The sequence below is a fragment of the Spirosoma pollinicola genome (genome assembly GCF_002831565.1).
GTDB lineage: Bacteria > Bacteroidota > Bacteroidia > Cytophagales > Spirosomataceae > Spirosoma > Spirosoma pollinicola.
On record NZ_CP025096.1, the window covers coordinates 321471 to 341254 of the forward strand.

At 50.4% G+C, this 19784-nt stretch carries 16 protein-coding genes; 8 read left to right on the plus strand and 8 right to left on the minus strand.

Annotation, left to right across the window (positions count from 1 at the left end):
* Positions 1-46: 46 nt before the first annotated feature.
* Entirely contained in the window at positions 47-613 is a 567-nt protein-coding gene (locus CWM47_RS01320; protein WP_206170594.1) for a DoxX family protein, read from the minus strand.
* Between the two features lie 123 nt (positions 614-736).
* On the opposite strand from CWM47_RS01320, the gene CWM47_RS01325 reads away from it, so the two are divergent.
* The gene (locus CWM47_RS01325) at positions 737-1339 is read left to right on the plus strand and encodes a hypothetical protein (protein ID WP_100986001.1); all 603 of its coding nucleotides are present in this window, start codon (positions 737-739) and stop codon (positions 1337-1339) included.
* Between the two features lie 43 nt (positions 1340-1382).
* On the opposite strand, the gene CWM47_RS01330 is transcribed toward CWM47_RS01325, so the two are convergent.
* The 5 genes from CWM47_RS01330 to CWM47_RS01350 form a co-directional block, all read right to left on the minus strand.
* Positions 1383-1919 (minus strand): arsinothricin resistance N-acetyltransferase ArsN1 family B, encoded by a 537-nt coding sequence (locus tag CWM47_RS01330; protein WP_100986002.1) that lies wholly within the window; start codon positions 1917-1919, stop codon positions 1383-1385.
* Between the two features lie 6 nt (positions 1920-1925).
* Complete coding sequence (gene mgtE, locus CWM47_RS01335; protein WP_100986003.1) at positions 1926-3278, minus strand: magnesium transporter; 1353 nt, start codon at positions 3276-3278, stop codon at positions 1926-1928.
* Positions 3279-3344: 66 nt separating this feature from the next.
* Positions 3345-4160: a 16S rRNA (adenine(1518)-N(6)/adenine(1519)-N(6))-dimethyltransferase RsmA gene (gene rsmA / locus CWM47_RS01340; RefSeq protein WP_100986004.1), complete on the minus strand. Its 816-nt coding sequence runs from the start codon at positions 4158-4160 to the stop codon at positions 3345-3347.
* A 168-nt stretch (positions 4161-4328) separates the two neighbouring features.
* Positions 4329-4724: an endonuclease domain-containing protein gene (locus CWM47_RS01345; protein ID WP_100986005.1), complete on the minus strand. Its 396-nt coding sequence runs from the start codon at positions 4722-4724 to the stop codon at positions 4329-4331.
* Positions 4725-4909: 185 nt separating this feature from the next.
* On the minus strand, positions 4910-6640 hold the full coding sequence (locus tag CWM47_RS01350) for an Ig-like domain-containing domain (RefSeq protein ID WP_100986006.1): 1731 nt from the start codon (positions 6638-6640) through the stop codon (positions 4910-4912).
* A gap of 202 nt (positions 6641-6842) precedes the next feature.
* Between CWM47_RS01350 and CWM47_RS01355 the strand changes: the two genes are divergently transcribed.
* The 7 genes from CWM47_RS01355 to CWM47_RS01385 all read left to right on the plus strand — a co-directional run bounded on the left by CWM47_RS01355 (position 6843) and on the right by CWM47_RS01385 (position 17521).
* A complete protein-coding gene (locus CWM47_RS01355) occupies positions 6843-8351 on the plus strand; it encodes a hypothetical protein (RefSeq protein WP_100993684.1) in 1509 nt (502 codons plus the stop codon).
* A gap of 105 nt (positions 8352-8456) precedes the next feature.
* Complete coding sequence (locus tag CWM47_RS01360) at positions 8457-8900, plus strand: hypothetical protein (RefSeq protein ID WP_100986007.1); 444 nt, start codon at positions 8457-8459, stop codon at positions 8898-8900.
* A gap of 115 nt (positions 8901-9015) precedes the next feature.
* Positions 9016-10506 (plus strand): hypothetical protein, encoded by a 1491-nt coding sequence (locus tag CWM47_RS01365; RefSeq protein WP_100986008.1) that lies wholly within the window; start codon positions 9016-9018, stop codon positions 10504-10506.
* Positions 10507-10635: 129 nt separating this feature from the next.
* On the plus strand, positions 10636-14070 hold the full coding sequence (locus tag CWM47_RS01370) for an acetate and sugar kinases/Hsc70/actin family protein (RefSeq protein ID WP_100986009.1): 3435 nt from the start codon (positions 10636-10638) through the stop codon (positions 14068-14070).
* Between the two features lie 72 nt (positions 14071-14142).
* The gene (locus tag CWM47_RS01375; RefSeq protein ID WP_100986010.1) at positions 14143-15489 is read left to right on the plus strand and encodes a hypothetical protein; all 1347 of its coding nucleotides are present in this window, start codon (positions 14143-14145) and stop codon (positions 15487-15489) included.
* Entirely contained in the window at positions 15482-16054 is a 573-nt protein-coding gene (locus CWM47_RS01380) for a retropepsin-like aspartic protease family protein (protein ID WP_100986011.1), read from the plus strand. Before CWM47_RS01375 ends, CWM47_RS01380 begins: the two co-directional genes overlap by 8 nt.
* A 48-nt stretch (positions 16055-16102) precedes the next feature.
* The gene (locus CWM47_RS01385) at positions 16103-17521 is read left to right on the plus strand and encodes a WG repeat-containing protein (RefSeq protein WP_100986012.1); all 1419 of its coding nucleotides are present in this window, start codon (positions 16103-16105) and stop codon (positions 17519-17521) included.
* Positions 17522-17524: 3 nt separating this feature from the next.
* On the opposite strand, the gene CWM47_RS01390 is transcribed toward CWM47_RS01385, so the two are convergent.
* Together CWM47_RS01390 and CWM47_RS01395 are read right to left on the minus strand one after the other, a co-directional pair.
* Positions 17525-18385: a hypothetical protein gene (locus CWM47_RS01390; protein ID WP_100986013.1), complete on the minus strand. Its 861-nt coding sequence runs from the start codon at positions 18383-18385 to the stop codon at positions 17525-17527.
* A 302-nt stretch (positions 18386-18687) separates the two neighbouring features.
* Positions 18688-19779, minus strand: coding sequence for a hypothetical protein (locus tag CWM47_RS01395; protein ID WP_100986014.1), 1092 nt, complete (start codon positions 19777-19779; stop codon positions 18688-18690).
* Positions 19780-19784 lie beyond the last annotated feature (5 nt).

Consider the following 19784-nt stretch of genomic DNA (forward strand, 5'->3'; position numbering starts at 1 on the left):
TGTTTCGCTCTTGTATCGTCTTCACCATTTCTTCAGGCAATCCGTTTTATACGGCCGCGACCTTACCGGCAAGGCGTTTCACACCATATACACCAGGAATACGCCCTTTCAGGGTACTTCGTAAACTTTTGGGTTCGGCAACAATGCGTGCGCCCGTCCAGGTGGCGGCAATCACCATGCCAGCCGCTACCAGTATGATATCCTTAATGATGTACTGAGCGGCTAACGTTGGCGCATGCAAGGGACCGGGGAACAGTTCGCCGGGATAGATGAGCAAAGGCGACATCGCCCCTATCATCTGGGCGGCCATCAGCCAGACACCAACCCGTAGAAATCGACCTGTAACAAAGCAGATGCCGATTATACACTCCAGAGCAGCTACGAAGTCCATAGCGTTATGTCCGGTAATGACACCCAAGGTGAGTACCGTTGTGGTTCGGGTGGCCAGCGATTCAATGGGGCTGATACCCGGAAAAAACTTCAGAATCCCGAAACCAAGAAATATAATACCCATACCGATACGCAATAGTAAAATGCTATAGGTAACAAGCCATCGATTGATGTTTGTATCCAGCCGGTCGAAGCGGTTAAAAAGATTCATTAGTGTTCTCATAGTCGTTAAGTCGGTAGCAGGGTTTATTTTTGTTCATACTAACGCACAAATCGCTACTTATAGATTTACGCGGTACGAATGGTACTAACCAACACCTTATCACTTTCCCGTTTATAGCGACTTATGAGACATTTCTGCTTGAGAAATAGCCTGTATATATTTCTGTTCTTAACCCTCTCGACCCGCTATCTTCGGGCCCAACAGTCAGTAAAAGACTCGGTAAAAGCTACATTCAATTTTAAGCAGGCCCCCTGGTATGCCAGATCGGTGCCGTTTGCCATTTATACAGGAGCAGGCAAAACAAGCGACCGGGTGGCCCAAAATATTGAAATTGGTAAAACATTCCACGTTATTGACATAGGTGTCGCTTTCGGCAGAAACACCCTTAGACCCGATACGACCCTATTCTTAGAAGGACGGGTAACGATGAACGTAGCCAATTATGGCATCTTTGCGAATGAGATGGCTCTAGGCGCGGGCAAGCTTTTCGACTCAAAAGGAAGTTTAATGCTCGAACTGAGCTACAATATTTTTGCGCAGCTTTCGCCTAAACTCGGCTTTGGTTTTACCACAGGCTATTATGATTTCAGCAACGATTCGTTCGATAGCTCAAAAACATTCTATGGGTTTATCCTTCGCTATGGCTTACCCCGAAATGACTCAGGCGGTATTGTTGGCCTTGGGCGGGGTGGCCGTCGGATTCGGGCAAGGCATGTACACCGATGAGTGAATTTCCCAAACCTATAAGGTTTCTAGAAACCTTATAGGTTTACAATAGCAGCCCGATGGGCAATGGATTAGTTGGGTTTAGCTCGTGAGGCTGCAAAGTCAGTTGAAACCAGGCTACATCGTGCCAGCCACCCATTTTGTAGCCAATATTGGCGTACGTACCAATGTAGTCGAAGCCCATAGCCCGATGAAACGTCTCGCTTTTCAGGTTCGGGCTTGTGATCCCCGCATAGGCATTATAATAGCCCTGCCGACGCAGAAACTCAAACAACAGAGTATAAAGCTGGCGGGCAATGCCCCTTCGGTACCCATCGGGATGGACATACACCGACGTTTCGACCGACCATTGATAAGCAGGTCGGTCCCGGTGCTTCGACGCATAGGCATAGCCTAGAATTTGCCCGTCCAGTTCGGCCACTAAATACGGAAACTGTTGCTGAATGGTCTGGATTCGGGCGGCAAATTCCGCTACCGTTGGCACCTCATACTCAAACGTAATGGTGGTACCGAGAATATAAGGCGCGTAGATGGCCAGAATAAAAGGGGCATCGTCGGGTGTAGCGAAACGGATAGTCATAGCCTGTTAAACTTCGGCCAAAAGCCATTGTGCAATCATGAAATAAACACCAATGCCAATCAGGTCATTGGCTGTTGTAATGAATGGTCCCGACGCTACAGCCGGATTTATCCCTATTTTATTGAGTAACAGGGGCGTTACCGTCCCCATGAACGACGCCAGCATAACAACGGCAAGCAGAGACGTAGCCACCACGAAAAACAAACGCGGTTCGCCAATGATAAATGTATACGTTCCGGCGATCAGGCCCACCACCAGCCCGTTGATAACCGCCACCAGCAACGTTCGCAGCAACCGCCGACCAAACGTTACGCTCAATCCCGAGGTATCGGCCAGGCTTTGTAAAATCAGCGATGACGTCTGAATGCCAACATTACCGCCGGTCGATCCGATAATAGGAATGAAAGCAGCCAGAGCCGCAACTTTGCCTAATTCACTCTGAAATCCATTGATGACGGTGGCTGCCATCAAACTCCCCAACGCCCCCGCCACCAGCCAGGGAAGCTGCACTTTGGAGCGTTGCCAGACGCTATCGTCCTCCTCTACCTCGCCCGAAAGCCCCGAAATAACCTGAATATCTTCTTCGGCCTGATCGGTAATAACGTCGACCACGTCATCAATCGTGATCCGGCCCAGGAGCCGCTGCTGCACGTTTACAACCGGAATAGCATCCAGGTCATACTTCTGCATCACCTCGGCTACTTCGGCAACCGGGCGATACGTTTCGACAAAAACGATGTCTTCATCGTAGATATCAGCAATCTTGGCGTTCTTCCGGGCCAGCACAATCTTCTTCAGCGATACCAGACCCAGTAATTTCCCAACATCGTCGACAACGTAAATCGCATACACATTTTCGACATCTTCGGCTTGCTGGCGAATCTCCTCGATACAGGCGTTGACCGTTAGATTGACATTGATCCGAATCAACTCTTTCTGCATCAAACTACCCGCAACACCATCCTCATAGTGGAGCAAGTCCAGAATAAATCGAGCCTGTTCGCGGTCTTCCAGAAAACCGATCACCTCTTCCCGAATCTGAATAGGCTGTTGATTCAGGACGTCCACGGCATCGTCGGAGTCCATCTGGTTGATGAAGGGCGCTAGCTCAGCCGATGTAAACAGTTTGAGCAAGGCCGTCCGCTCGGTCTGGTCGAGGTTAGCTAGAATTTCGGCACCAACCGTTTTATCAAGCAGGCTGAGTAGGTAATGGGCGGATTCGGGGGTTAACTCATCCAGAATCCCGGAAATGTCGGCGGGAAACAGTTCCTCCATTTCCGTCCGCAACAGCGTATCATCGCTCGCATCAATAGCCGACTGAATATGATCGAGGTAGTCTTTGGTGAGTTCGAAAGTCACAGTTGTAAAGAGCGAAAGAGTAAAAGAGCGAAAGAGTGATAGACCGGCATTCCGGCTGGCGTATGTTCACTCATTCGCTCTTTCGCTCATTAACGAAGTTAATTCCACAAACTCGGCCACGCTCAACTGTTCAGCACGTTTATCCATAAAAGGGCTGGCAAGAGCAACTTCGGGTGGACTTAATGGTTTGAGCGCGTTACGCAATGTTTTTCGGCGCTGGCTGAATCCCGCCTTTACGACCTGTGTAAACTTCCGCTCGTCGCAACCGAGATCAGTAGTGCTGTTTCGCCGGAGTGAAATCACGCCCGAAAAGACCTTTGGGGGTGGATTGAACACGATGGGGTCAACCGTGAATTCATACTTAATATCGTACCAGGCTTGTAGCAATACGCTCAGGATTCCATAGTCTTTATTGCCTGGCCCGGACGCTACCCGCTGGGCTACTTCGCGTTGAAACATACCCACAATTTCGGGAACCCGTTCGCGCATTTCGAGTGCTTTAAACAGAATCTGGGTTGAAATATTATAGGGAAAGTTACCAATAATGGCAAACGGCTCGACGCTGTCGGGCTTTTTTGTTGGTAATAAATCAGGCCGGATATTCAGAAAGTCGGCACCCAGAATTTTGCCTTCCAGCGCAGGAAAATGCACTTTCAAATAATCGACTGACTCGCGATCAATTTCGATAACGTAGGTTTCGAACTGGTCATTCTGGAGCAGAAACTGGGTCAAAACGCCCGTTCCCGGTCCAATTTCGAGGATTCTTTTATAAGGCACCCCATCGACGCCCGGATGTACGGAAAGGAGTTCAGCAATTCGTTGGGCGATGCTCAGGTCCTTCAAAAAATGTTGACCGAGTTCTTTTTTAGGTTTAACGTACATAATACCGATGGGTTTTGGGTGAGGTTGGCAGCCCAGTGCAAAGGTAGAGGGAATTGGCTGTCTACCACCCCCAACCCCCTCCTAAAACAGGAGGGGGCTATGCCGAAGGGTATTTGGTCACTGGCTCCACCAGGGTTAGGAGAGGAATATGCCAAGAGTACCCCGTTACTAAGCCCCCTCCTGTTTTAGGAGGGGGTTGGGGGTGGTGAAATGTTGTTGAATCTCACTGAGCACTTTGCTCACATTTTTTAGAACGTCTGCATTCTGAAAGCGAAGAACCCTAATATCCAGGGTCTCAATCGCTTTTTGCCGTTCTTCATCATGGATTTTAACATCAGGGGCATCATGTATCCCTCCATCGACTTCAATAGCAAGCCGTTCAGATGGGCAATAAAAATCCAATACAAACAACCCAATACTATGCTGTCTCCTGAATTTTCGGCCAGCTAGTTTACTACCTTTTAACTGCTCCCAAAGAATTTTCTCCGAATCGGTTGCGCCGTTCCGTAGCTCCTGGCGGATAAATGTCAATACTTTCAAATTGTTCAACTGCCCGTTGCGCATTGTTTTGTAGGTGTTTGATTGGTAAATGACCACCCCCAACCCCCTCCTAAAACAGGAGGGGGCTTTTTAAAAGAGCGATTTTGTCAACTTTCCCATCTGTTTTAGTCAGGGGCTAAAAAAAGAATACACCTCTGCGGAGCCCCCTCCTGTTTTAGGAGGGGGTTGGGGGTGGTAAACCCACCCCCTCAAAAATCCAGATCCGTCAATTCGAAATCCTGCTTGACCCGAATAGTCCCGTTCTCTTCGGTGCCGGGATTGTAGATCATTCGTTCGGGTTGGATGCCCTTCTGCACATTGCCGATGTCACGTTTCCGGTTTTTATTGGCGTCGATAATTAATCGAAGTCGGTATAATCCCGGTTTAAGTCGGCCAAAGCTATAAGCTGGTGTGTTGTAGGCCGTTCGAATAACCTGATATTTCTCATCCAGTAACTCGACAAGGAAATTCGTACCGGCGGCTCCCAGGGTTGCGGGATTCACTTTGCCAGCGATCAGGCCGTAACTGTCATCTTTCGCAATCAGATACCGGGCTGAGTAGCGGGGCAACGTATCGCCCTGCACACTGATAAAAGCCCCTTTTTGAAGTCGGAAGAGCAATGTATCACGCAAATCGGTTTTCTGCCTGATGACCAGACGGGAAGAATTATTGCTCCACGTCAAACTAGCCGGTGTCAGTTTCATTGGCTTGGTGCTATCGGCCCCAATGATGACCAGATCGGTTTTAAACTGAAATACCGGCTTGTTAAACGTCAGCGTAAATTCCAGATTATAGTCAATCGGCTCACTCGACGGAGGACTTATCTGTACGGATAAAGGGGTACGGTTCTTCGCTTTAGTTTTCAAAGGCGAGAAATAAACGCGCTCTCTCAACTCCGTGATGTTACCCACCGAATCCTCGGCCATAATGGTCATGTGGAGCGTATCGTCGGCAGCCCGATTGGCAGGGCGATACAGGCGAATCATTTTCGGATTTTCCAGAAATGAAATCAGCGTATCCTTCGAGGTACTTTCCGGCGATACGGTTGATGCACCAGGAGAAGTACTGGTTGCCGTCGTGGATACGGCTGTCGTAGATACAGCCGACGTGGATACAGGTCTACCGAATCGTATTTTGTAGCTGGCAATACCCGTACTGAGTTCCAGCCCCAATGTCTCGTCAGTACGCTCGCGTCGGCTGATACGCGGTTTGCCATAACCGCGAAAGGCAACCATATCCAGGCCAGTATAATTCCGGTTCAGATTCAGTACGCTATCACGGAAAGCTACGCGCTCACCGGGCGTGTTATTCACCAGATTCAAATCTTTATCATCGAATCCGTAAATTTTATACAAACCCGCCTTCACATTTTCAATACGGTAATTGCCACTGCTGTCTGTTCTCGCAAAATACTGGGGCCGTTTTCGATTGATTGGCAACGTATCAGTCGAGGCAAACAGCCCGACCACAAAGCCAAGCAGCGGCTGGCGGCTTTCGTCGTCAACTACGTTGCCCGCCAGAGAAAGCGAATCAATAAATGGCCCTGTGCTGAAAACGATCTTGGAGTTTTTGGCAATGTTTCGCTCTGTGATGTCGCGAATGCCATCAGCGAAGTCAATGGTGTAGGTCGTATTGGGCAGAAACGCCTTGTTAAAGTTCAGCCGGAGGCCCAGCGGCAACGATTTCACCACAAACGTATTACTGTCCTGTGGCGTAATCGTTATTTTTTGCTGAATGTTTTCAGTTTTTACGTATTCGCTAAACTCCAGTTCGACAGACTTACCGGTATAATTCAGTTGGCGGGCGGTGGGCATACTGCTCACCAGTTTCGGCGACAGGGTATCTTTCTTGCCGCCAGGGGGTTGAGCCACCTGTGCGCAGTTTTGAAGAAGAACGGGAAGAACCAGCAAAAAAATCAGTACGAAATGGCGAAGCGTCATGTTGGGTGTAATCAGAACTACAAAGGTAAACGTCCGTTCATCGTTTATCCGTACCGATTGACATAAAATGGCTCACTGGTTCGTTACGTTCTATAGTAATTTAAGAAAATTTAAGGTCACTTAGTTAATGGCGGGCTCGTCTGTGCGCGATTTGGTACATTTGCCGCTCGTCAGTTGCTTACCCAATCACCCAAAAACATTCATGATCCACCCCCGTTTTTGTTTGTTGCCGCTTCTTGTTCTGTCGCTGGGCTGGCTATCCGGCTGTTCCAGTTCGGGCGATAAATTAGATGACCAGATCAGTGATGCCCTGAGCAATGACAACGCTATTGATGTAACAGAAGCCGATGCCTTACGCGTCTTTATTGCGCAGGAAAGCAAAGAACTTGGCGACGACAAAAAAACAAAGGCACTCCTGACACCCGATGGAAAAATCAGCGAGTCGGCGCTGGAAGCCTATATAAAACGCAATCGTACGTATCGAAAACTGGCGAAAGAGGGCAAAACGCCTGCCGTTTCGCTGGCGGGTGCCGTATCATCCAGTAAACCATTACGATTAAAACTGTATCTGGAGGCTAGTGGCAGTATGTTTCCCTACGACGCCCCTACCGGAAATGGGGCTTTTAAGCGAACGCTGAACGATGTGCTCACCGAATTTGACGGGATCAATCCGAATCAGGGAAAGCTGTTCGTCGTGAATACCGAAGTGAACGACATGGGCCTAACTCTGCCCCAGTTTTTCAAAGAGAAAAACATCTTTACGGTAGCCAAAACGAAAGGCAAAACGACTAGTACTGACTTCGAACGGATTTTCGGCGACATTCTGCGAAACACGTCTGGCGATGACCTGAGCGTACTCGTTTCGGACCTGATCTATTCCGACCCTGGTTTGGCGGGCATGAGTGCCCAGAAAACCCTCGACGCGGCCAGTTCACTCTTGACAACGGTTTTCAACCCCTACGCCAGTACCCACTCGATGCTGGTAATCAAACTCAAATCCGATTTCGACGGTACGTATTATAGCTGGAACAATGCCAAGAAAAAGTACACCGGCGAGAGGCCATATTACCTCTGTCTGATCGGTCGAAACGAAACCATGAAACGGCTGTATCAGGATCAAACTTACGAGACCATCCGCCGGTTCGATCAGTTGCCGGGTTATGCCGACTCCTGGTTTTTCGGCCGGGATACAAAAGCTGTTACCCCTTTTTACAGCATTCTGGTCACGGACCCCGCCCGCAAAGGGCGTTTCAAGCGGTCGGACGAAGAGGTGCGCAGTCATGCCAAAGCCATTCATTCGCTCGCCGATGTTCAACCTGATGTTACGGACAAAAACCTGACAATTCCGGTAGCGGTCGACCTGTCGGCCATGCGCCTGCCTGCGTCGCTCCTGACCGATGCCAGCCAGTATGTTGTTGAGGGTAAGGACAACTTCAAGGTGTCGGCGGTGCAGGCGTATTCCGGGGCGAACAGCACCACGCATAAGCTGCTTCTATCAACTGATAAACCCGCCCGGGGCAACCGCACGGCAACAATTCGACTTCGTCGCCAGTTTCCACCTCGCTGGATTGCCAGCACCAACACCACCAACGATGCCTCGCCGGATGCCAACTCAACCTTCGGTATCCAAAACCTTTTGCAGGGCGTCGAACGAGCTTACAACCCAAATAACCAAACCGAATATTTCACGCTGATAATTAATTTAGAATGAGTGAAAGAAATTTAAAGAGCGAAAGAATGAATGAGCGAAAGAGCGAAAAACTGCCGCGAGTTTCCTTTCACTCTTTCACTCTTTCACCCTTTCGCTCTTTAACAAATGGAAGAATCACTTTATAACTTTTACAACCTGTTCGTTAACGGCAGCCTGCTCGAAGATTTGTATCAGGAAGAACTGCTGTCGCCCCTGACCTGGACGGCCATAGGCCTTGCCTTCGTTGTTGCATTTGCCTTTTATATCTGGCCCTTCAACAGGGTGAGTTTTAGTGGCTTTGGTAGCTGGCTTTTAATGACAGGCGTGAGTGCACTGCTCCTGTTCGTCATTACGCTCGTGACCTGCTACCAGAAAGCCAACCAGGAAATTCCGCGCGACGAAGCCGACCTCAACCAGGGAACGATTTTCGATCAGGGAATTAGCGTATTTCTAAGCTACGCCTTCGAAATGGCGCTACTCACAGCCCTTATCTTCTTTATCATCTCGATGATGCTGAAAAACTTTAGTAAAAACGCCAAACACCGGCCCATGCTCTGGCCGTCGAAATAATAATGTACCAAACACCATCCTGGTGTTTGAGCCGCCATAGCGGCTAACTATTGGCTACATTGTTAGTCTTCGGCTCAAACACCAGGATGGTGTTTGGTACAATAACCCAAAAAACATGGCAAAATTATTTGTATTCGCCATTGGCGGAACCGGCTCACGGGTATTGAAAGCCCTCACGTTTTTGCTGGCGTCGGGCGTTAAAATGAACAATACCGACGAGGTTATTCCAATCATTTTGGACCCCCACGCCACCAACGACGACCTGCTGCGCACGAAAGACCTGCTGCGCGAGTACGGAAACATCCGCGCTGGGTTGCAAACCAAACCGACATCGGGTTTTTTCAGTACCGAAATTAAGACGCTCAATCGGGCCATTGGGGGCAATGCCACCATTGCCGATACGTACGTTTTTGAATTACAGGGTGTTCAGCAGGAGAAATTCCGGGACTATATTAATTACGAAGGGCTGGATGCACCTAGTAAAGCCTTCGCCAGTTTGCTCTTTTCGGAAGAAAACCTCGAAACCAAAATGGATATTGGCTTCGTGGGCAACCCGAATATTGGCAGTACGGTACTGAATCAGTTCCGCTATTCGGATGTATTTCAGGCGTTTGCCGAGAACTTTGGCGCCAACGATCGGATCTTTATTGTCAGCTCCATTTTTGGTGGAACGGGTGCCGCTGGTTTCCCGATTTTGCTCAAGAACATCAGGGGCGCGCAGGCCATTGGCCAGATACCTAATCCGGCCTTTCTGACGAATGCCAAAATCGGAGCTGTTACGGTTATGCCCTATTTTAGCCTGACCACCAACGAGAACAAACTCATCGACCCGGCCTCGTTCATTGCCAAAACCAAAGCCGCGCTTAATTACTACCAGAAGGGCGTGAATCCGTCGGTAAACGCGCTGTATTACATTGGCGACGATCAGACGAAAGCGTACACCTATGACCCTGGCGCGGGCGGGCAGAAGAACGAAGCGCACTTTGTGGAGATGGCCTCGGCGCTGGCTATTGTCGACTTTATGAACACCGACGATAGTAGTCTGGCCGTTTCGAACGGTCGGCCAACGAACCCGATTTACAAAGAGTTTGGTATTGAGCAGGATGGTCTGAGTATTCAGTTGGGCCATTTGGCAGCCGGGACGAAGCAACTCATCAGCTTGCCTCTTTCGAAGATGGCGCTGTTCAGCACCTACCTCAGCCAACGGCTTAAGCAGGCGGCTGGCACGGTGCAGTGGTCGAAAGGCAATCCCCAAATTTCGACCTCTTTCCTGAACTCGGGCTTCTTTACAAGCGTCAAAAACTTTGATACGTCCTTCCGGCAGTGGCTGTCCGAAATGCGGGGCAACAAACGGTCGTTTGAACCATTTTTGCTCGATGCGACTAATCTGGGCCACACCGTTCGGGGTTTCGAGCCGAAGAAGAAAGGAATTTTCGGCGGTGAATCCGATGTGAAGCTCGACATTGTCGACGACCTGGATCAGACGCTGAACAAAACCGCTGAAGGCAAAGCCTACGGCAGTGAGGCCGATAAATTCATTCAGTTATTTTCAGAAGGCACCGAGCAATTCGTCCGCGAACGTCTCCCGAAGGTACTGGACTATTAGATATTAGTGGAGTTACTCAAAGTAGGTGGAATTAGTAAAATGGTGATGTGGTGGAGTGGGGAAATAAGTACTTACTGTACTACTTAACTTACTCCACCACTTCACTAACTCCACTACAAACTACAAAACATGCCAACAACATTCAGTTTACATAACCCTACTCCCGGCCTGCACTGGTACGTCAGTAAGCCCCTCGGCACCGACCAGATTGCGGCCATTCGTGACCCGCAGGGTGGTCAGACGATCAAGCAGCCTACGTCTATTCCAAGTCCGTTTGCGCGGATGGATTTAGTACGCTCCGCCTTTTTGAATCTTGCCATTAAACCAGACCTCAGCGGCACCGTCAACGACCAGCGCGTTGTGTCGGACTGCCTTGATGTGGGTGAGCTATTTTTCAATTACGACAAGCTTAAGACGTTCGTTACCATCACGCCTTTCGATATTCGCACCGACCTTGACCGGTTGCGGCAGTCGAGCAGCCAGGGTCATAAACGGTTGGGCGATGCGCTGAAACTGTTTCTGGATCAGGATGCGGCCGAGTACAACTTTGGCGACATCAACCGCCTGTTTGTCCTCAGCTATCGCGGTCGCGTTGTTGGCGGCACATCACCAAAAACGCTGTTTTTCAGTTCGGGAAATGATTTAAGTTGGGTCGACGTGTCAATGGGAAGCGACCGTCTGTTCGACTCGTCGGTTTGCCCGTTACACCAGCGCGACATCGAATACCAGAAGTTCTGGTACGCGATCAAGCTTTTTATGCCCAACTTCCGCGACCGATTCCGCGAGGTAGACGACTACCTCAACCGCAGTCGGGCTCTGTTACAGCAGCAAAACCCGACGATGTTCTACGACCACATCGAGTCGCAGAATGGTCAGCCGCTGTTAACACGGGAGCAGTTCGATCAGGATTTTGATGAGCTGACTACTGGCCCCGGCGATGTAGTAGAGGTGCTTGGGTTCCCGCTCCGCAAGAAAAAATCCGACGCCCGCGCCATCGACAAGGTCAGCGACTTTATTATCCGGTCTGACAAATACACCCGCCTGAATCCGAACCAGCCACGCCCTATGGCGTTGCAGAATCGGTTTTTCCGGCAGTTCACCTATGTGCCGCAGGCGCAGTGGAATTCGAACACGCCTGTCCCCTATTACGCCCGTGAATCGTGGCGGGATAACCAGCGGCCGTTGCCGGGTCAGCCGGGAAATTACCCCTGGCTCACGGTCAGCGATATGCTGGAACCGTACCTCATTCGTCTGCCATTCCCCACCGACCGGGGACGGTTCTTCGACGGCAATCTGCAAACGTCTGCCACCGATAAGGGCTTTCTGTTGCCTCTCAAAAAAGACTTCTTCGATTTCTTTGACATCGACGATCTGTTGCAGGGCCGAGTACGTATTAAAATGACGCCACAAGGCGCAGGCATCAACGTCACGCTCGACATTCCCGTTACCGCGCCCAATCAGCCCGGCAACCAGTTCGTCACCTTCGAGCGGCTGTATAACCCAACCGTTGGCACCTCGAATGCGCCAAACGAAACTACTAATGAAGGCATCATTGTCGAGAACTCGTTTACGGTCAATATTTATCCCTTCGTGCGCTCAGGAGCTGTTACCGTTCCTGCCGATTACCGGGTGCAATTGATCGAGTCGGGATTCGACAGCCAGAATCAGTACGAATTAACCTATTTTGGTCAGCGAAACAACACCGAAGTCAAAGCCGAATCGAAACACCAGCGCACCGTTCGGCAGCAAAATACCGACGGGTCGAGTGTATATTATGTCCTTCGCGAAGAGTTCGACTACCTGCAAACGCACATCCGCGCCGATGGCCGCGAGATGAATGGCTTGCTTATTCCGCGCTGGCAGGAATACAGTGGCGGCAGCAAGGTGTTTGAATTCTCGGTCGATTTTGGAACAACCAATACCCATATTGAATACAAAGTAGATGGCGGTTCGCCACGCCCCTTCGATGTGGCCGAACTAACCCCGCAGGTGGCTACACTGGTGGCTCCGGCGCAGTACAATCCGGCCTTGTTCGAGCTGTTTTTGCTCTATGATCTGGAGTTTGTGCCGCCCACCATTGGCCCCGGTCGCCCGGATAACTTTCCGACGCGCACGGCCATTGCCGAGCCCATGAACCTGAGCTTTAACCAGCAAACGCAGGCCCTGGCCGACTTCAACATCCCATTTTACGTCGAACGTCAGCCAGCCGGTTCCAACCGGATCACGACCAACCTGAAATGGGCAAAAACCAGCGACCAGACCGAGCGACGCGTAGAAGCGTTTCTGGAAGAATTGCTGATGCTGATCAAAAACAAAGTGCTGACTGAAGGCGGCAACCTGTCCCAAACGACCGTTTACTGGTTCTTCCCGGCCAGTATGACACCCGGTCGGGTAAGCCAGCTTCGTGCCGACTGGCAATTACTCTACGACCGCTACATTGGCGGATCGGCAGGTCGGTTGCGCGAAGTGTCGGAGTCTGTGGCCCCGTTTTATTATTACAAGCAAAACCCAACGTTGAGTGCGTCGGCACGTCCGGTTATCAACATCGACATTGGTGGCGGCACCTCCGATGTGGTCGTGTATGAACGCAATGAACCCCGCTTGCTGACGTCCTTCCGATTTGCGGGAAACGCTATTTACGGCGATGCGTTCAGCGAGTATGGAGCCGCCAGCCACAACGGTTTCGTTCGCAAATACAGCGACCGTATCCAAACGCTTTTAGACAGCCAAAGCCTTGGAAATCTGAGCGATAACAACCGCCGAATGCTGGAAACGAACCGCTCGGAAGACATTATGGCGTTTTGGTTCTCCATCGAGAAAAGCAACGATGTAAAGGCTAAAAGTATGCTATCCTTCAATGGTATGCTGGCCAAGGATGAGGACATGAAAATAGTTTTTGTACTCTTCTATACAGCCATGATCTACCATGTTGCACGGCTAATGAAGCACCGGAATATTAATTTGCCGGGAGCCATTACGTTTAGCGGTACCGGCTCGAAGGTGTTGACGATCATCAGTTCCGACGATCAAATGTTGGGTAAACTGGCGCGGGCCATCTTCGAAAAAGTCTATGAGCAGCCTTACGACACCAGTGGGCTTACGCTATTCTACGAACGCAAAGGCCCCAAAGAAGTAACCTGTAAAGGTGCTCTGATGCAACCGGCCAACAGCCGCCCGGTTGATACCGAAGCCATCAACTATGTGTTTCCAGCTACGTTCAATGACGAGTATCCGACTCTCACTTACGCTGATTTACGAAAACCAGAGGTGGTCGATTCACTTCTGAAAGAGACGAACGCGTTTATTGATTTCTTCTTCGCCCTCAACCAGCAGTTCAGTTTTGTTCGGAACCTGAACGTATCGGCCCGCTCGCTGGTGGTAGCACAGCAGGAATTACGCACGCATCTGGACACCTCACTTATGGACGGAATTCAGCGGAAAGAGAGCGACGTAGCCGCCGAGTACAGCGGTATGCTCGACACGCTCAGCGCCCCAATCGAAGAAACGCTGTTCTTCTACCCGCTGATCGGTGCCATCAATAAATTAGCAAATGCACTGGCGTAGTGTATTTGGTTTTTCAGCGTCGCCGGGTTCAACCCCGAAGACGCTGAAAAACCTGTTCTTTAACCTTCTTTTATGCTAAGACTATCTTGTATAAGCCTCTTTGCCTTACTCACATCCGCATCGCTGGTCGTTGCACAAACTCCCAATCAGGCAGCCGTTGATACGTTGACCAAAGACGTGGCTATAGCTGTTTTTTCAGGCATCAGTCAACCCAAAGCGCAGGAAATTCATGCGCAATTACTGGCCTGCGGGGATGGCTGCGACCCACAGCAGGTTATTCGGGGCGTGGGCAGTTGGGATCAGGTTGGGGTAAAAATGCAGGAACTGGCAACGATAAAAAATACGGCCACCTTTGTCGCCATGTCGCCCGCAGATGCCAATACGGCCATTCGGAAGCAGCTGGCCCAGTTTTACGCAAAATACAAAAGCGACAAAAATTACGGAAAACCGCTAAATCCGGCGGTTCAGGCCCAGTTACTGGCCAAACTGGATGAAATGCTCACGCCCGTCCCTGTAGCCGAGCCCGTACCAGCAGCCGACAATACATCGGCCGTTTCGGGAACGTCGGCAGATGAGGATACCGGTATAACGCCCGAAGCCATTCAACTCAGTCAACTGGAACGCCAGACAAAAGCGGCAGAAGAAAAACAACTTTGGATGATGATACTAGGGGCAATTGTTGGGTTGATAGTGGGTGCCGGAGCGGTTTATCTACTCGCCTATCGTTCGTTAAAAAATGAAGTAGACCGCCTGAACAACGAGAATAACAAACTGAGTCGCCAGTTCGATAGTTTGCGCAACAAAACCGTTATGGCGACCAATGAACCCAGGCAACCACAGGGGCAGGGCGATCTCCGGCAAAAAGCGAATGCCTACGATGCGGTTCTGGCCGAGCTAGGCACCGACAATGCACTGATGGCTATCCGGCAGTTGAAACAGCAAACGAGCCGCTCGGTACCACCGACCGCCAAGGTCGTACGCTCTGGTGAGCCGGTTATTGAGCCGAATCAACAGATAGAACCAAGCCCGGTTCAGACGCAGCCTATGCCTGTGCAAACACCAACCAAACCGGTTGAAGCACCATTGGCAGCCCGCTCAGAGGTGTTTTATTTCCCGCCCCCCGATCCAACAGGCCAGTTCGACAGTCAGCAGAAAAGCGAGACACTTTCACCCGAATCGGCGTACCGGTTCAGCATCAACGCCACGAATCCGTCGGTTGCTACGTTTCGATTTGAGGCCGAACCCGGCCGGGTCGCGCGTTTTTTGACCTACCGCAACTACATGGTGGAACCCGCCTGCGAAAGTGAAAATAGCTTTAGCAGCACCTATACCCGCATCACGATGCGCCGGGATGGCGAAGCTATTCTCGAAAACGGGAACTGGCGGGTAAAGACCAAAGCACAGATCCGGTATGAATAGATTCCTCATCGTTTTGTTCCTTGTTGGCAATCTGCTTTATCTGGCTGGCTGTTCGGGCTGCTCACGTTCGGGTAGTCACCAGCCGCGCCGGAATAAACGCAACACCGATAAACCCGAACAGACAATTACCGAGACAACACCGCCAAAAACGAAACCAACGTTGACCAAAATTGGTAGTGGCCCCACAGAGGTGGCCATGGAAAAAGTAAATGGCGTGTACAAAGTGCCCGTTACGATCAATGGTACACCCATGAAGTTCATTCTGGATACCGGTGCCAGCCTGATTTCCATCACATCGACAGAAGCTGACTTTATGATGAAGCACGGCACCATTACCGATGCCGATATTGTGGGGCAATCCCGGTTTCAGGATGCGAATGGCACTATTTCGCCCGGTGCGGTAATCCGGCTCAAATCCGTTCAGATTGGCAACCGGGTACTTGAGAATGTCAACGCGAATGTCGTGGCAAGTGCCAAAGCCCCTTTGCTATTAGGCCAGTCTGCGTTGTCACAATTCGGAAAAATTTCGGTGGATTATCGACGTAATGTTGTGACGTTCGATTGAAATTCGGTGTTTTGTGTTTAAACAGGCTAAAACCTGTCATCTTTTTCCATGACCGAAACCGAACTGACCGACCGACTTCGTGAAGCCATCGTGCTCAACGGCCCCGATGTTTGGCGTACAAACGGGTATCTTGACGATGCCCGACAGGCCGGTATTCCACAGGCTGATGCGATAAAAAAAGCCACTGAGATAAGTCAGGAGGTTGCTAACAACAACCTGCTTTTCCAGAATATACAGGCCCGCATTACGCGCATGGCGCAGCCGTCGCGGGCACAATACTATGACCAGGATTTAAACCAGATTGTTAACGCGGCCAGTTCGCTGAAGCTCTCTGCCGACTTTGTCAGAAACAAATGGGTACCAACCGTCCTGAACCGGATAGTGGCCGAATCAACCCCTAAGCAGCCTGAACCTGTTATTGCTCCCACTCCTCCGGTAGTTGCTACGCCCGTTGCAACACCAACGTATGAAGCGTTAATAGAGAATAAGCCGGAGCCGCCAAAACCAACCGTTACCGATCTGGCAATGCCCAACACCCCGGCAGTTGAAAAACCTGTTTATGTAGCCCCGCCGGTTGCTCCCGTTGAGCGGCCCATCAAACCGCCAAGTCCGCCGGAGCCAGTTCCCATTGTTCGCTCCTTTACGGCTACGCCCGCCCGCGTACAAAAAGGGCAACCCGTTACGCTGGCCTGGGAAGTCGAGAATCTGCTGGCCGTTACGATTGATGATCTTGGTGAAGGTTTGTCGCCCAGGAACCGAGGATGGGTAAAGCCATCTAAAACAAGCGATTATACCCTTTTCGATGCGAACAACAACCCGTTAAGCACTGTCCGAATCGAGGTAATTCAACCCGACCGAAGCGGGCTTTATGGCGTTTTGTTTGCGCTGGCCTTATTGGCAATCATCTACTGGTTTATAAAGAGTAACAATGCCAGTGATAACACGTTACCCAGAACTAATAATAAAACGGAACAGACAACAGGCTCGTCTAAGGAAGATGGCTCAAGTCGAAAAAAAAAAGTAAACCAAGACGAGCTTCCGGTAGAAAACGAACCAACACCAGAAACGGCCAACCCACAGCCAACTGAAACCACCAGCGAGCCAACAGTCGCGGTACCCGATAATACGCCAAAAGCGGAAGCGCCCATTACCAAATCAACACCTGAGGAAAAAACGGCATCCAGCGAGCCAGCGCCCAAACCAGCTACACCGGCAGATGCCCGGCAGGGAAAATACGAGGAGTCGTTTGGCGACAAACCCTACGATAAAGTTGAACTGGGAGCCGATGAGCGCGGCTGGCGTCGTGCCCGAAGCAATGGCCGCTGGGGCTACATCAACGAAGCCGACGAATGGGTAATTCGCCCCGAATTTGAAGCCGTTACCCCTTTCCGGGGCAATACCGCAGCCGTTTTCCTGAACGGCCAGCTTCTGAAAATTAATCGGGAAGGTGAGCAAGTAAGAAATTAATGCTTACAACCCCAGTGTGACGGTCAGCTTCTGGAAGGACGTCCAATAACCTGAGGCCATCAGGCCAATACCGTTTCCGGCAAACATTTTGAACGGATAGGGACTACTTCGTATTTCAACGGCGTTTACGTAAAAATGCAGTTCGTCACCCCGTCGCTGTATGCTAAGTCGATCACGGTTTTTTTCGACCGATACCCCCGGCGAAAAGAAATCACCGGGCATATAATCGCCGAATGTACTTCCATTCGCCACCCGAATAATTGATACTTCACCCTTCGCATTCAGGGTAAAGGCATTGTAATTGAGCGAATCTTTTATGCCAAATACAATACCACCCGATGGAACCTGACCCGAATCGGCCAATACATCTACTTTTATCGTGAAGACCTCGGCACGGTTCAGATTGATGTCTGCGGGTAGTTCAACGGTGCTCAACGCGACCTGGGTAGTATTCGTATTCCGCTTGCGAATGCTGTAGCGCCCCAGGCCAATCTGGAAATAATAATCCCCTTTAATCCCCGCTTTCCATCCGTTGCGGTTTGTAGCGAAGTCGCCGGTGAAGGCCGGATGATAATCGGAATTTACGGTAGGATATGGAGCCGTGCGGGCAGGGGCCATAACCTCCGTCGGATTCGTTACAGTTACTGGTGCCGCCTGACCAACAGGCGAACTTGCTGGCTTCTCAACGGCTGTTGATGGCCTGCCAGATGGGCTTACAGCTAAGGCACTCGTTGGCTTCAGCGTTACCTTCTGCCACTCGCTGGACGCAGAGAAAATAGCCATTTTCGGACGCCGTCCCGTCGATTGTGCAACGCTGTTGACCAGAGTAATAACTACAAGAGCGGTTGTCAGGAATAAACGCATAGTCAAATTAATGGATAATGGAACAATGTAAAATGAATAATTGAGAACGACTGATTACTCACAAGGATTCATTCTACCTTGACCTAAATTATGGATGATTTAAAAAGTAAACTATGCGTTTTTTTGTCATCCCGACGCAAGGAGGGATCTTCGGTAAGATGAATCACTTCGTCTTGTCCGAAAATCCCTCCTTGCGTCGGGATGACAAACCTAATTAGTTGAATTTCAACACCTTAATCACAAATTCAACTATTATCCATTCTACATTTAACATTATACATTATCCGGTCGATTGGGCCCTATTAAAACGAAAAACGTACCAGCGCCGTAGGCTGTCCGGCCTGTAGACTCGGGCTAAGGGAAACAGATTGATTTCGTCTTGCTTCCTTCTGCTGCTGACTATTCCGAAGTCCTTTAATAAACGTTAGCACAACATCGGCAGCCGCAACAATAACCGCCCCGCGTGTTGCCATAAAATAGGCATGATGGTGATCATTTGCCGTCTTATAATAGGGTTCGCCAGCCGCCATATTCTTCTGTTGTTCGTAAAGCGCATACTCATCCTGCGACTTCTGCCGCTCCGACAATCCATAAATCAGCAAGCCATAACACCCCACTGTCAGCAAAGGTCTTAACCCTATTTTTGGCTTCGGTGTTTGTACGAAGATATTACCAATGCCGGGTGCTACTGCCGATACTAACGCCCAGGCAGGCCCGGCATAACGCCCCCTGCGCGACCGTACTGAGTCAGTAGGTGCCGCTGCCGGACTGCGTTCAGTTGATTGAGCCAATGGCTGGGTGTCTGGTGCTTTGGGCTGTGCTACAACAACTGTTGGCTTTGGTTGCGACGAAACGGAATCGGTCGAAAAGATAGACGACTTTCTCCCTTTCGTTTGCTTTGCCGGAGAAGCAGGCTCGGGTGTTGGCTCACTGGTCTTTTTCTCCGATACAGCTATTGGGTCACGTTGAGTCACCTTTGGCGGGGCCGCTTTGACCGGGGGCGTTGTTGCAGATATAGGCGATTGCTGCGCTACGACAGGTGCTGCTGGTGTAGTCATGGAAGCGCCCGTTTTAACGAGTACCCTGGCCTGGATTTCTTCATTGAGCGAGTAGCCATTCGCCAGTGCATTCCAGACAATGCGCCGGTCGGAACCCGCCGTTATACGAGTCCCTAAATCGCCCCTTACAAATTCGGGCGAAATACGTAAAGCACCACGCAGACGGCTGACAACGTTCAGATAAACCGAGTCGCCAACTCGTGTATTGATCAGATCATACCGAATTTCGAGTTGCGATGAATCGACCACTCGTACCCGAACATTTCGAACACGCTCCTGCGCCTGACTCGATAGGGCCGCAATGACACAAAGAAAAAAAGTGAAAAGTAAACGCATAGTCG